The organism is Cellulomonas sp. S1-8, from assembly GCF_026184235.1.
In the GTDB taxonomy this organism is placed as follows: Bacteria; Actinomycetota; Actinomycetes; order Actinomycetales; family Cellulomonadaceae; genus Cellulomonas.
In genome coordinates, this window is the sequence record NZ_CP110806.1 from 1,191,820 (window position 1) to 1,206,134 (window position 14,315).

Genomic DNA, 14,315 nt, shown 5'->3' on the forward strand with positions numbered 1-14,315 from the left:
CCGCCGCGACGAGTCGATCCGGTCCGTCCCACATCCCTGGGAGGGGGCTTCGTCGAGACCGGGCTGAGTCGTCCCATTCCCCTTCTGAGGGCGACTCAGCCCGGTCTCGACGAGCGCTCGTCTCACGATCCGAGCCGACGTCAGGGCGATGACGTCGCTACCTCAGCCGCGGTGGCGATGCCCGGTTCACCGGTGGTGTCGACGACGAGCGACCGCTGGGTCTCAGCGGGCGCCCACGCGCAGGACCTCGCCGAGCCGCTGGCGTCGCCGCACGGCCTGCTCGACCGTCACGGCGACCACCAGCGCGACCACGAGCGCCCCGGCCGCGAGCAGCACGGGCCACCACGCGAGCGTCACCGGGACGTCGCCCGGCGCGGCGGTGACCCACTGCAGCCCGAGGGCGTCGCCGACGAGCAACGGCAGCGCGAGCCCGATGGCCGTCCCGCCGACGAGCCCGCCGAGCACGAGCGGTGCGAGCTCGCCGAGCGTCGCCCACCGGGCCGTGCGGGCGTCGAGCCCGATCGTGCGCAGGGTCGAGAGCGTGCGTCCGCGCTCACCGGACGTCGCGACGACCACGAGCACGAGGGCGACGACGGCCAGCAGCGCGAGCGCGCCGACGGCCGCGAGCAGCAGCGCGGTGAGCGCGGAGGGCAGCGGCGCCTGCGACCAGGCGCGCCACCACCCGTCGACGGTCGTCACGGTGACGCCCGGCAGCTCCGCGAACCCGGCGTCCGCGACGGCCTGCGCGGCACCCGGCCCCGACACCCAGGCCACCGACGTGTCCGGGAGGCGTCGCGCGGCGGCGGTCACTGCCGCACGGTCCACGACCACCAGGCCGTCGTCCGCGGTCGTGGTCACGTGCGCCGCCCGCACGTCCACGGGGGGTGCGCCCCCGTCGGCGACGAGCGTCGTGGCGCCGCGCACGTCGAGCTCCACGGTGTCGGAGAGGATCTGCACGAGGCCGCCGTCGGCGGTGTCGGCCCGCGCGAGCAGGTCCGCGCTCACCAGCGCCGGCACCGCACCGTCCGACGCCTCGCCGAGGCCGGCGAGCCCCGGGTCGACCTCCAGTCCGCGTGCCGCCCGCACCTCGGCGAGGGCGGCGGTGTCGACGACGAGCACGGAGGCCGTCAGCCCGGTGCCGCGCCCGTACGTCCGGTCGACGAGCTGCATCCCCGTCGCCACCGCGTCGACCCCCGGCGCCGCGGCGAGCGCCTCCAGGGCCTGCGCGGCCTCCGGGGTGGCGAGCGCGCCGTCGAGGCGCACGTCGGCGCCGACGAGCCGGTCGGCCGCGAGCCGCTGACCGTCCTGCACGTTCTGCACCAGCACCCCGCTGAGCACCATCAGCGCGACCGCGACCGTCACGGCGACCACCGGGAGCAGGGACGTGGCGGTGCGCTGCGCGCGCGTCGCGGCGAGCGGGGCCGCGAGCCCCCGGGACCGCACGGCCCACCGCGCCGCCACGCGCACGACGACCGGCGCGATGCGTACGACGACGACCGCCGCGGCCAGCGCGAGCAGGAACGGCGTCACCAGCAGCAGCGGGTCCGCCTGCGACGACGCGCCCGGCACGAGCCCTCGCCCGCGCAGCGACACCAGGGCGACGACGGCGACGGTGACGACCGCCACCTCGACGACCAGGTGACGCGCGCGCCGCAGCCCGGTGACACGGGAGCGCTCGCGACGGTCGATCGGCACGCGTCGCCCGCCCCACGCGACCCCCGCGGCCCGCGCGGCGAGGACGGCCGGCGCGACCGCCGCCACGGCGGCGACCGCGGCGGGCAGCCACAGGGACGCCGAGCGGTCGGGGAGCCACCGGTGGACCACGACGCCCGCCACCACGGCCGCGCCGAGCGCGGTGGGCACCGACTCCATCGCCCCGCGCAGCGCGACGGAACCGAGGGACGCACCGCGCGCACGCTCGCCCGAGAGGAAGGTGCGACGGCGCTCGACGAGCAGACCGGCGGCGAGCAGCAGGCAGCACGCCGCCGCGGCGCCGACCCCTGCGATGACGAGCGACGCCTGCGCGCGGGTCGCGTCGGCGTGCGCGTCGAACGCGTCGACGATGTCCGGCAGCCCGCTGGTCAGGTCCGGCAGGACGACCGCCTGGGCCCGCAGCGAGCGGCGCAGCTCGTGCGCCTCGGCCACGGTCAGGTCGTCGGCGTCCACCAGCGCGACCGCCTCGGCGAGGATCGCGGGGGAGTGCGCGACCCGCCACATGTCGGGGCGGGCGTCGGTCGGGACGTACAGCGCGGCCGACGTCGCGGCACGCTGCTGCGGCTCGGCGCGCACCGCCCCCAGCAGGTCCGGCACGGTCGTCCAGCGCGGGTCCGCCGGGTCCACGGGCTCGTACAGGCCGGTGACCCGCGCCTCGTGGGTCAGGCGACCCACGGCCAGGGCGACGGAGACCGGCCCGGCCGTGGGGTCGATGCCGAGGGTCCGTGCGGCGTCGACGCTCAGCCCGACCTCGACGGCGTAGGAGCGGCTGGTGTCGAACAGGGTGCCGCTGAAGGAGTACGGAGACCCGGCGTAGACCTGTTCCTCGATCACCGCGGGGGCCCGCCCCGTGGTCCACCGCACGGGCTCGGCCGGATCTGCGGGCGTCGCGAGCGTGACGAGCCGCGTCATGAACTGGTCCTCGCCGAGCGTGGCCGTCACGGTGCCCGAGGGGGCGATCGCGGTCGCGGGATGCAGGCCCTCCAGCATCCGGTCCAGCCACTGGGCCTCGGTGAGCGCCGCGTCGAGCGGCGGCGCCGGGAAGTACGGGTCCTGCGGTCTCGGGACGACGACCGCGGCGTCGGTGCCCGCGTTCGTGATCGCCTCACGGAGCGCCTCGTCGGCGGTGCGCGCCAGGAGCCGGGGGGCGGCGAGCATCGCGATCAGCGTCGCCACCAGCAGGATCGCGGTCCCGAGCAGGAGCCCGGCGTCCTGACGTGCGCGGCGTCGGGTGACGAGCGGAGCGTCGGCCGTCGTCGCGCGCACACGCGTGGCGAGCGCGCTCATCGGTCGTCCCCCAGCCGCAGCGCCGCACCCGAGGCGCGACGCACCCCGAGGGCGGCGACCAGCCCCACGACCGCGGCCGTCCCGAGGACGACCGCGAGCGTGCGGGAGGCCTGGTCGCGCCACTGCCACACGAGCCACGGCTCCGGGACGGGGGTGCGGCCGTCGGCCGACATCGTGAGCAACGGGGCGACGACGGCCGCCAGGCCGTACCCCGCGAGCAGCCCCACCACCGCGCCCACGACGACGAGCAGCGCGTTCTCGGCGAGCAGCCCACCGGCGAGGCCGCTGCGGGACGCCCCCAGGGCCTGCAGGCGGGCCAGCTCGGTGCGGCGGGCCCGCAGGGACGCGGCGGCCACGGCACCCGTGCCGACGAGGACGAGGAGGATCGCAGCCCCCGTCACCAGCGACAACGCGGCGGGGACGGCGACGCGGACGGGGCCCGCCAACGACTCGTCCCGCTGCTCCGCGCGGGTCGTGACGACCGCGTCGACGGTCTCGGTCACGCGGTCCGCGACCGCCGCCGCCGTGGCCGGCGGTGCGGCGACCCACCAGGAGTCGAGCAGCTCGGGTCGCCCGCCGGCGTCCAGCACGGCACGCGCGAACGCGGTGCGGTCGACGAGCACGCCCACGCCGCGCGGGACCCCCGGGAGGTGGTCGGCGAACCGCTCGATCCGGACGGTCAGCGGTGCCCCGCCGACGTCGAGGACGAGCGTGCGGCCCACGCCGACGCCGAGGGTCTCGCTCAGCTCGCTGCTCACGACGGCGGGGACGACCGGTGGTGCCGGCCAGGCTCGTACGACCATCTGGACCGGTGGCGGCGTCCCGCTGCCGTCGACGACGACGTCGCCCGCGGCCCGCAGCACGCCCCCGTCCGCGGTCTCGACCGTCCCCGCCTTGACCGCCGGACCCGAGTCCGAGCCCTGCCCGGGCTGCCGGACCGCGGCGGTCCACCCGTCGCCGCGCACCTCGACCGGCGTCCCGACGGCGGGGTCCAGTGCCGCCCAGTCGGTGTCGATCCCGGCCGACCGGGGCACGGTGCGCACGCCGACGAGGTCGATCCGCAGCGGCATCGCCTGGGGGCGGCCGGCCTCCCAGGCGGCGGCGAGGACGTCCTCGGGGACGGACTGGAGCGCGAGGAGCGCATGGACCGCGACGATGCGCAGCGGTCCGGTGTCGGGGACCTCGAAGGCCAGCACGAACTCCTCCTCGAGCGCCACGTTCCGCGACGGGAGCTGGACCAGGACTCCCTGGTCGTCCTCGACCGTCAGCCCCACCATGGCGCTGCCGACGGCGACCGGCTCGGTGGTCACGACGCCCTGCACCGTGATCCACTGCGTCCCCGCGGGCACGGGGAGCGCCGCTGCGGGCACCGGGTCGGTGCCGGCCAGGCCCGCGAGGACCTGGTCCCAGGAGGTCGCGGAGTACCCCCGCACGTCCTGCGGCCGCGAGGTGTCCAGCCCGATGAGCCGCCCGGAGAGCTGGGTACCGACACCGGCAGGGCCGATGCCGACGACCCGGTCGAGCACCGGCTGCCCCACGGCGTCCGGGTGCTCGGCGGTGGCGGCGGCGAGGGCCGCCGAGGCGACCAGCGGCTCGTCCTGCAGGGCGTCGACCCGCAGGTCCGTGCCCAGGGCCAGGTCGACCTGCGCGAGCTGGGACGTGCGCCACGTCGCCAGGAACGCGGCGCTGAAGGTGCCGGCCGCGACGGCGACGACGACCACGAGCACGGTGCCCGTCGCGATCGACGACCGGCGCGCGACCTGCCACGCCGCGAGCGGGATCACGAACGACCGGGCGCGCGCGGCCAGCAGGTCCGCGCCGCGCGCGACCGGGCCGACGAGGCGCAGCGCGACCGTCGCGGCGGCGAGCGTGACGAGCGCGGGCCCGGCGACCAGGACGGGGTCGAGCTGCCGGCCGCCCGGTCCGCCCGTCAGGGGTGAGCCGTACGCGACGAGCTGCCACACCGCGAGGCCCGCGAACGCGAGGAGGGCGAGGTCGCCGCCGGCGCGCAGCAGCCCTGCGTGGCTCGTCGTCGTGCTCGACCCGGAGGTGTGCCAGGCAGGCACGCACAGCGCGACGGCGAGCACGGCGGCCATCGCGGCGCACACGAGCAGCACCGGGGTCTCCACACCGGGGCCGACGACGTACCCGGCCTCGGCGAGCGCACCCGACCGGGTCATCAGGCCGAGCGCCCACGTGGCGAGCCACGGCGACGCCACCCACGTGACGCCCGCCAGCACGACCGCCTCGAGGACCACCACCGAGCGCAGCTGCCCGGCCGACGCACCCCGCGCGGCCAGCAGCTCCGCCTCGACGGCCCGGCGCTCGGCCAGCAGCCGCGCCGCCAGCAGCATGACCGTGGTCGCGAGGGTCGCCAGCAGCAGCCCGATGGCGGCGACGCCGGCCCGTGTGACGACGGCCTCGCGCCACGTCGCGTCGATCGCCGTCGCGGCGTCCGTGACGAGCCGACCGCCCGTGCGCTCCCCGAGCGCCTCGGACACCAGGGCCGCGCCGTCGCGCAGGTGCTCGCGCATCGCGGCGACCGCCGCGCGCGACGCACCGTCGAGCTGCGGGTCGACGGCGACGTAGGCCGTGTCGACCTGCCCCTCACCGGCGAGCGCGGCGGGGTCGACCACCAGGGGGCCCCACGCGACGGTCTTGATCCGACCCGCGGCGCCGGGCAGGTTGAACTCGGGGTCGATGCCGGCGCCCCGCAGGCGGTCCCGGGACCAGGCGCTGCGCGACCCGGCGGACTCGTACGTGCCGACGACCACCCACGCGCGCTGGTCCTCGGTGCCCCACAGCCGGGCGTCGATGCGCGTGCCGACCTGCCAGCCCAGCGCCTCGGCCGCGACCGTCGGCACGGTGACCTCGATCGTGCCGTCCGCGGGCTCGCCGGCCGCCCAGCGGCCCGTCACCAGGCGCGTGAGGCCGTCGGTGGCCGGCAGGGAGGAGAGGTACGCGAGCTGGGGCTGGGTGCCCGCGGCGGACGGCAGCGCGTGCAGCATGCCGATCTGCCACGTCTCCTCGGTGGTCGGCACGTCCCCGGTGATCTGTGCGAGCCCGCCGCGCGCGCGCTCGAGCGCCGCCACCGAGTCCTCGCCGTCGACCCAGACGGTCGCCTCGAGGCGCACCTGCTCCGGTGCGAGGCGGCCGAGCGCGGTCGGGACGGCATCGTTCTCGGCGATGTGGAGCAGGAGCGCGAGCACGCCCAGCAGGGCCGTGGCCAGCACGGCGACGGCCGTCACCATGAGCACGACCGGTGCCTGGTCGCGCAGCCGTCCCTGCAGCACCCGGGGGCGCCAGCGCATGTCCGCTCCTTCCTGCTCCGTGGTGGGTTCCGTCGTGGGCCCTGCCGTGGCCCCGCCCTGCCGTGCGTCGTACGCCGTGCCCCGCGTCAGGCGGCGTCGACCAGCCGACCGTCGGCCAGGTACACGACGCGGTCCGCGAGCGCGACCATCACCGGGTCGTGCGTCGAGACGATCGCGGTCATGCCCTCCGCCTCGACGACGGCCCGGATCAGCGCCATGACGGCCATGCCGGTCTCGGAGTCGAGCTGCCCGGTGGGCTCGTCGGCGATGAGCAGGCGCGGGGAGTTGGCCAGGGCGCGGGCGATGGCGACCCGCTGCTGCTGGCCGCCGGACAGCTGCCCGGGCCGCTGCTTGGCGTGCGGGCCCAGCCCGACCAGGTCGAGCAGCAGCTGCACGCGCGCCTCCCGCTCGGCGACGGGGGTGCGGCGCATGCGCAGCGGCACCCCGACGTTCTCCGCGGCGGTGAGCACGGGCACCAGCCCGAACGTCTGGAACACGAACGCGACGACGTCGCGGCGCAGGGACACCAGTCCGCGCTCGTCGAGCGACGACACCTCACGGCCCGCGACGACGATGCGGCCCGCGTCGGGGCGGTCCAGGCCGCCGATGGTGTTGAGCAGCGTCGTCTTGCCGGAGCCGGAACGCCCGACGAGGGCGACGAGCTCGCCCGGGGCGACCTCGAGCGAGATGTCGCGCAGCGCGTGCACCGCGGCGTGGCCGGACCCGTAGGTGCGGTCGACGTGCTCGACGCGGACGAGCGGCCCGTCGCCGGCGCGGGCCGCACCGTGCGCGGCGGTCGTGGTGGCGGTCATCGGGCTCTCCGTCCGTGTCCGTGCCGGGGACCGGCGCCGTCGTCCGTGCCGCGGCGCCCGGCGGCGTCGGCGGGGTGCTCGTCCTGGCGGCCGTTGTGGACCGCGATGTGCGACTGCTCCAGCGTGAGGCGCACGCGGCCGACGAGCTCGAGGGCCTCCCGGTACTCACGGGGCAGCTGGACGCGGCCCGCGCGGTCCAGGACCGCGAACTCCTCGGCGACCTCGTGCTCCGTGCCGTCGTCGCGGGTGGCCGTGCGGCGCAGCACCTCCGACGACGTGCGCCCGTCCCGGATCTCGACGGTGCGCTGCACGTGGTCCCGGACGCTCGGGTCGTGCGTGACGACGACCACCGTCGTGCCCAGGTCCCGGTTCACCGCGCGCATCGCCTCCAGCACGTCGTTCGACGTGGCGGTGTCCAGCTCGCCCGTGGGCTCGTCGGCGAAGAGCACCCGCGGGGAGTTCGCCAGGCCCACGGCGATCGCGACCCGCTGCTGCTCACCGCCGGACATCTGGCTGGGCCGCCGGTCCGCGCAGTACGCGACGCCGAGCACGTCCAGCAGGGCCGCGGCCTCGGTGCGCCGCTGCTTGCGCGGGCGCCCCGCGAGCGCCATCGGCAGCGCGACGTTCTCGGCGGCCGTGAGGTACGGGACGAGGTTGCGGGCGGTCTGCTGCCACACGAACCCGACCGTCGAGCGGCGGTACGTGACGCGCTCGCGGGCGGTCATCGTCATGAGGTCCCACTCGCCGACGCGCACGTTGCCGGCCGTGGGCACGTCCAGCCCCGACAGCACCGACAGCAGCGTCGACTTGCCGGACCCGGACGCACCGACGACGGCGACCAGCTCGCCCTCGTCGACGAGCAGGTCCAGGCCCTGCAGGGCCTGCACCTCGATCCCCTCGGACTGGTAGATGCGCACGAGGGACTCGCACACGATCAGCGACGTCCGCCCGAACGCCTCGGGACGTGCCCGGGCACGTTCCTCCAACGTCGCCAGGCTCGTCGGGGGTGCGTCCTGCACCGTCGACCCGTGGTCCATGGCCTGCTCCATCCTGGTCATCGTTCACCCACCCGCAGCACTTCGCCCAGCCTGTCCCGCCGCCGTACCGCCTGCTCCACGGCGACCGCCACGGCGAGCGCGACGACGAGTGCCGCCACCGCCGCCGCGACCGGCCACCACGTGAGGTCCACCGTCGCACCCCCGGGTTCCGCCGTCAGGAGCTGGAGCCCGAGCGCGTCACCGATCAGCACCGGCACGCCGAGCCCGATCACGACGCCGCCGACCAGCCCGCCGAGCACCAGCGGCGCGAGCTCGCCCAGCGTCGCCCATCGCGCGGTGCTCGCGTCGAGCCCGAGGGTGCGCAGCGCCGACAGGGTCCGGCCCCGCTCGCGGGCCGTCGCGACGACGACCAGCACGAGCGCGAGCACCGCCAGCCCGGCGAGCACACCGACCGCCGCGAGGAACAGGGTCGTCAGCGCCGAGGTCAGCGGGGCCTGCGACCACGCGCGCCACCAGCCGTCGCGGGTCGTGACGGTCACGCCGGACGACCCGGCGGGCGCGATGTCCGCGGCCTCGACGGCCTCGACGGCACCCGGCCCGCCCACCCACGCGCGGTCGACCGTCGGCTCCTGGTCGGCGACGGCGGCGAGCAGAGCGCGGTCGACGACGACGAGGCCGTCGTCCTCGTCGTCCGTGGTCGCGACGCGCGCGTCGAGCGTCGGGATCCCGCGGTCGGGCGGCAGGGCGGTCGTGCCGCGCACGTCCAGCCGGAGCGTGGCGTTGAGGGCCGACATGAGGGCCTCGGTGCCCTCGACCTCGGCGCGGTCGAGCAGGTCGGCGCTGACGAGCGCGGGCACCGTCCCGGCGGGACCGGCCTCGCCGAGCGTCGCCAGACCGTCATCGACCGGCAGGCCCGCCGCGTGCCGTACCGCCGCGTACTCGGCGGAGTCCACGACCAGCAGCGTCGCGGACAGACCGGTCTGCTCGCCGAACGCGCGGCTGCCGACCTGCGCGCCCGTGGCCGTCGCCGTGACGCCGGGAGCGGCCGTGATCCGCGCCAGCACCTCCGCGCCGCTCTGGGTGCCGAGCCGGCCGTCGAGGCGCACGGGTGCGCCGACGAGCTCACCGGCCGCGGCGAGCTGACCGGTGCGGACGGTGTGGACGAGGGTCCCGGACAGGACGACCAGCGCGACGGCCACGGTGACGGTGAGCAGCGGCGCGACCGCCGTCGTCGCCCCGTGCGCCCGGGCGACGGCGAGCGGTGCGGCCAGCCCGCGCGTCCGCGACGCCCACCGGCCGGCACCGCGCACCACGGCGGGGGAGACCCGCACGACGACGAGCGCCGCCGCGGCCGCCAGCAGCACGGGGGCGGCGGCGAGCAGCGGGTCGACCTCGCCGGAGGACAGGGGGACCAGGCCGCGGCCCCGGACCGACACGACCGCGGCGACCGCGAGCAGGACCACGAGCGTCTCGACGACGAGCCGGCGGGCCTGCAGGCGCGCCCGCTGCGCCGCGCGGACGCGCCGGTCGGCGGGGACGCGGCGGCCCGCCCACGCACCGGCCGCCTCGCGGGCCGCGAGCACCGCCGGGGCCAGCGCGGCCACGACGGCGACGGCGCCCGCGAGCAGCGCCGACCCCGGCTGGTCGTGCAGCCACCACGCGACGGCACCGGCGGCGAGCGCACCGACGACCAGCACGACCGGGACCGACTCGAGCAGCCCGCGCGTCACGACGGACACGATCGACGCGCCGCGGGCGCGCTCGGCCGCGAGGAACGGACGCCGACGTGCCGCCAGCAGCGACGCGGCGAGCACGAGGCACAGCGCGGCCGCGGTGGCGACCCCGGCGACCACGAGGGACGCCTGGGCGCGCGCGGCGGACATGCGCTCGTCGAACGCCGTGACGATGTGCGGCAGCCCGCTGGCGATGCGCGAGGTGCGGGCGGCCTGCGCCTCGATGTCGCGCACGAGCGCGTGCGCGTCGGCGACGGTCATGCCGTCGGTGGTCACGGACGCCCGGCCCGCCCCGGCCACGGCGCGTGCGCCCACCACGTGCAGCATGTCGCCGATCGCGTCGTACGGCACGTACGCGGAGGTCTGCCACCGCGTCGCCGTCCCGGGAGGCGACGCGATCGCGCTGAGCAGGCCGGTCTGACCCACCCACTGCGCGGCGTCCGGGTCGACGGCCTCGTAGAGCCCCGTCACGACGATGTGGTCGTAGGTGCTCGTGGCCTGCCGGCGCAGGATGAACGGCCCGTCCTCCAGCGTGATGCCGAGCTCCGCGGCGGCGGCCGCGCTCAGGCCCACCTGGACGATGCGCGGGCCCTCGTCGTCCCAGGTCAGGCCGTTCTGCTCGGCCTGCGGGACGGGACCGGGCGCGGTGCCGGCGACCCACCGCAGGGCCGGCTCCTGCTCCTGCTGCAGCGTCGCGACGTGCACGAGGTTCACCGCGAACGCGCCGACGGGGGAGCGCACGGTCGTGTGGACCGACGCGAGGGTGACGACGGGCTCACCGACGGCGTCCCCGAACTCCGTGTCGAGCCACTGCGCGGCGCCGTAGGCCTCGCTCTGGGGCTGGGGCACCTGGCCGCCGAGGACCGGGTCCGGCAGCGTGACGGCGACCAGGTCCGCGTCGGTGCCGGCCACGCGGATCGTCTCGCGCACCGCGACGTCGGCGGTGCGCTCCACCAGGCGCGGCACGGCGAGCGTCAGGACCAGGGTGGCGAGCAGCAGCAGGGCGCTGCCGACGAGCAGACCGGTGTCCTGCGCGGCGCGCCGCCGGGTGACGAGCAGCGCGTCGGCCGTCGTGGCGCGCACGCGCGTGGCGGTGGCGCTCATCGGTCGTCCCCCAGTCGCAGCAGTGCACCCGAGGCGCGTCGGACCAGCGCGGCCGCGAGCACGGCGACCACCACGCACGCCGTCAGCACCAGGCCGCCCGTGATGGCCAGGGCCGCGCCGTCCTCCCAGCTCAGCAGAGGCACCGGGACGGGTCTGCGCCCGTCGGGGGAGACGGTCAGGACGGGTGCGACGACCCGCGACAACCCGTAGCCGATCGCGAGCCCGGCACCCGCGCCCAGCGTGATCAGCAGCGCGTGCTCGCCCAGCAGGCCCACCACCAGCGACCGGCGGGCGGCGCCGAGCGCCTGCAGGCGGGCGAGCTCGAGGCGTCGGGAGCGGACCGCGGCGGTCGCGCTGGCGCCCAGCCCCACCAGCACGAGGACAGCGGTGGCGGCGGTCACGAGCGACAGGGCGGCGGGCACGGCGGCCCGTAGCGGTCCGGCGACGGCCGACGCGCGCTCGGTGACCCGCACGGCCACGTCGCCGCCGGTGGCGCGCGCGACGTCCGCAGCGAGCGCGGCGGCGTCCTGGTCGTCCGCGGTCAGCCACCACGCGTCCACGAGCGCGTCCGTGCCCTCGGCCTCGACCACCGCGCGTCCCAGCACCGTGCGGTCGACGAGCAGTGCGGTGCCGCGCGGCGCCCCGGGCAGGTACGGCACGACGTGCTCCGCCCTGACCTGCAGCTGCGCGTCCCCGACGCGGACGAAGAACACGTCGCCGGGTGCGAGGTCCGCACGGTCGGCCAACGGCTCCGTGATCACCGCGCGCACGGCCTCGGTCGTGGGCCACGAGTGCGCGACGAACCGGCCCGACGACGTCAGCGCCACCATGTCGAAGGTCCCGGCGAGGACGAGCGCGCCCGGGCCGACCTCCGCCGCGGCCGGCACCGGCGCCTCGGCCCCGCCCATCGCGGGGCGTTCGATCCCTCCGCTGGACGCCGTGCCCTGCCACCCGGTGCCGTCGAGGGCCACGGGCGTGCCGGGCGCGTCGAACGCCTCGCCCTGCGACGTCACCCCCGCGGCGCGGTCGACGACGCGGACGTCCTGCAGGGCGAACCCCACGTGACCCAGACGGCCGGTCGGGGTGTTGCTGTTCACGGCCTGCTCGGGCGGTGTCGCGAGGGCGACGACCGCCGACGCGGCGACCACGCGCAGCGTCCCGAGCGCGGGGGGCACCGCCAGGGCGACGGTCGTCGGCTGGTCGAGCTTGAGCTCCGGGCCGCTGAGCCAGGCCCGCACCCCCGCGTCGTCCTCGACGGCCAGGTTCAGGTAGAACACGCCGGTCGCGACCGGGGCCGAGCCGGGCGTGACGGTCGCGACGATCCACTGCGGGTCGCCGGGCAGCGGCGTACCGGTCGCCGCGGGCGGCTCGTCCGTGCCGGACGCGCCGGGTGTCCCCAGGGTGTCGACCAGCTCGGACCAGGGCGTCGCCGACCGGCCGCGCAGCGCGTCGGGGTGCTGGGTGTCGACCGCGAGCAGCTCGGCGTCGATCGACGAGCTCCCTCGGTCCGCCCCGAGCACGCGACCGACCTGCACCACCCGGTCCGCGACGGGCTGCAGCCGTGCGCCGGCGGGGGCGTCGGCGACCGCGCCGCGCACGTCCGCGGAGACGGTCAGCCGCTCGCCGCGCATGCCGTCGATGCGCGCGTCGGTGCCGAGCGCCAGGTCGACCTGCTCGAGCTGCGAGCTGCTCCACGTCGCGAGGAAGGCGTGCGAGAACGTCGCGACGGTGACGGCGAGCACCACGACGAGCGTCGTGCCGGTCGCGGCGGCGGGACGGCGGGCGACCTGCCACGCCGCCAGGGGCGCGACGAGGGACCGGCTGCGTCGCGCGAGCGCGTCGGCGCCGCGACCGACGGGCGCCACGAGCCGCAGCGCGAGCACCGCGGCGCCGAGCGCGACGAGCGCCGGCCCTGCGACGAGCACGGGGTCGAGCCGTGCGCCCTCCGCGCCGCGGGTCAGCGGCGCGCCGTAGTCGAGCAGCTGCCACAGCGCCACGGCACCGAGCGCGACGAGCGCGAGGTCCGCACCCGTCCGCACGAGCCCGGCGTGCGCGGCGGCGCTCGACGAGCCGCTCGTGTGCCAGGAGGGGATGACGAGCGCGACGGCCAGGACGGTCGCGACGGCCGCGCACGCGAACCAGACGGACAGCGGGACGCCGGTCGGTGCGTCCAGGCCGGCCGCGCCCAGCCCGCCCGGCGCGGCGAGCTGCACGTACCCGGCGCGCGCGACCCACGGGGCGAGCGCCGCGGCGGACGCCGCGAGGAGCACGGCCTCGAGGACCGCGAGGGAGCGCAGCTGGGCGGGCGACGCGCCGCGGGCGGCGACGAGCTCACCCTCGGCCGCACGACGTTCCCCCAGCAGGCGCGCGGCCAGCAGCATGACGGTCGTGGCCAGCACGACGAGCAGCAGGCCGACGACGACCACGCCGACCCGCGTGACCGTGAGCTCGCGCCACGCACCGTCGATCGTGTCGTCCAGCTCGGTGCGGACGTACCCGCTGACGTCGGCCTCGTCGAGCGCCGCGGACAACCGCACCTGGCCGTCCTCCAGGGCGTCGCGCGTCGCGGCGAGCGCACCCCGCGGGGCGTCGGCCAGGGTGGGCGTGACGAGCAGGTGCGCGGTCTCGGTGATCCCGGCGCCCAGGAGCGCCTCGGGGGCGACGACCATCGGCCCCCAGGCGTCGGTCACGAGCCGGCCCATCGTGCCGGGCACGGGGTAGCGGCCGTCGTGGGACGCGCCCCCCAGCAGGTCGCGCGACCACGAGGAGGTCGACCCGGTCAGCGCGTGCGTCCCGACGACGACCCAGGTGTCCGTGGCCTGCCCGCCGAGCGTCCGGACCGGCACCTCGGTGCCGACGGTCCAGCCGTAGCGCTGCGCGGCGACGTCCGGGACGTTGACGGCGAGCCGGCCGGCGTCGTCGCGGGCGCGGTCGGGCCAGGTGCCGGACACGAGGTCGCCCTGGGCGGGTAGCAGGGGGGTGCTCGCGGGGTAGGCGAGCGGCGTCGTGGGGCTGGCGTCGTTCCGCGGCAGCGCCCACATGCGCCCCGTGAGCCACGTGCTCCGCTCGGCCGGCAGGACGCCCAGCGTCGCGGCGAACGTCGAGTCGGCCGCGTCGAGCGCGGCCTGCGCGTCCTCGTTCTTGACGCGGATCACGGCCTCGAGCGTCACCGCGGAGTCCGGGACGCGCTCGAGGGCCGCGTCGACGGCGTCGTTGCTGGTGACGTCGAGGAGGAACGCGAAGGTGCCGAGCAGGGTGGTCGCGACGAACGTCACCAGCGCCACCGTCGCCAGGACGGTGGCCTGGTCGCGCAGGCGTCCCAGGAGGACCTGCGACCGCCACCCCATCTGTCCCACC

General features: G+C 77.3%; 6 protein-coding genes. All 6 read right to left on the reverse strand.

Annotation, left to right across the window (positions count from 1 at the left end; genetic code table 11):
- Positions 1–222: 222 nt before the first annotated feature.
- The 6 genes from OKX07_RS05360 to OKX07_RS05385 all read right to left on the reverse strand — a co-directional run bounded on the left by OKX07_RS05360 (position 223) and on the right by OKX07_RS05385 (position 14,305).
- Positions 223–3,000: an FtsX-like permease family protein gene (locus OKX07_RS05360; protein ID WP_265630823.1), complete on the reverse strand. Its 2,778-nt coding sequence runs from the start codon at positions 2,998–3,000 to the stop codon at positions 223–225.
- Entirely contained in the window at positions 2,997–6,311 is a 3,315-nt protein-coding gene (locus OKX07_RS05365; RefSeq protein WP_265630824.1) for an FtsX-like permease family protein, read from the reverse strand. Before OKX07_RS05365 ends, OKX07_RS05360 begins: the two co-directional genes overlap by 4 nt.
- 86 nt (positions 6,312–6,397) lie before the next feature.
- Entirely contained in the window at positions 6,398–7,123 is a 726-nt protein-coding gene (locus OKX07_RS05370; protein WP_265630825.1) for an ABC transporter ATP-binding protein, read from the reverse strand.
- Positions 7,120–8,160, reverse strand: a complete 1,041-nt coding sequence (locus tag OKX07_RS05375) for an ABC transporter ATP-binding protein (RefSeq protein WP_416220861.1) — start codon at positions 8,158–8,160, stop codon at positions 7,120–7,122. Before OKX07_RS05375 ends, OKX07_RS05370 begins: the two co-directional genes overlap by 4 nt.
- A gap of 17 nt (positions 8,161–8,177) precedes the next feature.
- Complete coding sequence (locus OKX07_RS05380; RefSeq protein WP_265630827.1) at positions 8,178–10,958, reverse strand: FtsX-like permease family protein; 2,781 nt, start codon at positions 10,956–10,958, stop codon at positions 8,178–8,180.
- A complete protein-coding gene (locus OKX07_RS05385) occupies positions 10,955–14,305 on the reverse strand; it encodes an FtsX-like permease family protein (protein ID WP_265630828.1) in 3,351 nt (1,116 codons plus the stop codon). Before OKX07_RS05385 ends, OKX07_RS05380 begins: the two co-directional genes overlap by 4 nt.
- Between the last annotated feature and the right edge of the window lie 10 nt (positions 14,306–14,315).

What these genes read in the sequence shown, in the direction of transcription:
- OKX07_RS05360 (WP_265630823.1), bottom strand. Translation starts at nt 3,000, where the DNA reads ATGAGCGCGCTCGCCACGCGTGTGCGCGCGACGACGGCCGACGCTCCG.
- OKX07_RS05365 (WP_265630824.1), bottom strand. Translation starts at nt 6,311, where the DNA reads ATGCGCTGGCGCCCCCGGGTGCTGCAGGGACGGCTGCGCGACCAGGCA.
- OKX07_RS05370 (WP_265630825.1), bottom strand. Translation starts at nt 7,123, where the DNA reads ATGACCGCCACCACGACCGCCGCGCACGGTGCGGCCCGCGCCGGCGAC.
- OKX07_RS05375 (WP_416220861.1), bottom strand. Translation starts at nt 8,160, where the DNA reads ATGGACCACGGGTCGACGGTGCAGGACGCACCCCCGACGAGCCTGGCG.
- OKX07_RS05380 (WP_265630827.1), bottom strand. Translation starts at nt 10,958, where the DNA reads ATGAGCGCCACCGCCACGCGCGTGCGCGCCACGACGGCCGACGCGCTG.
- OKX07_RS05385 (WP_265630828.1), bottom strand. Translation starts at nt 14,305, where the DNA reads ATGGGGTGGCGGTCGCAGGTCCTCCTGGGACGCCTGCGCGACCAGGCC.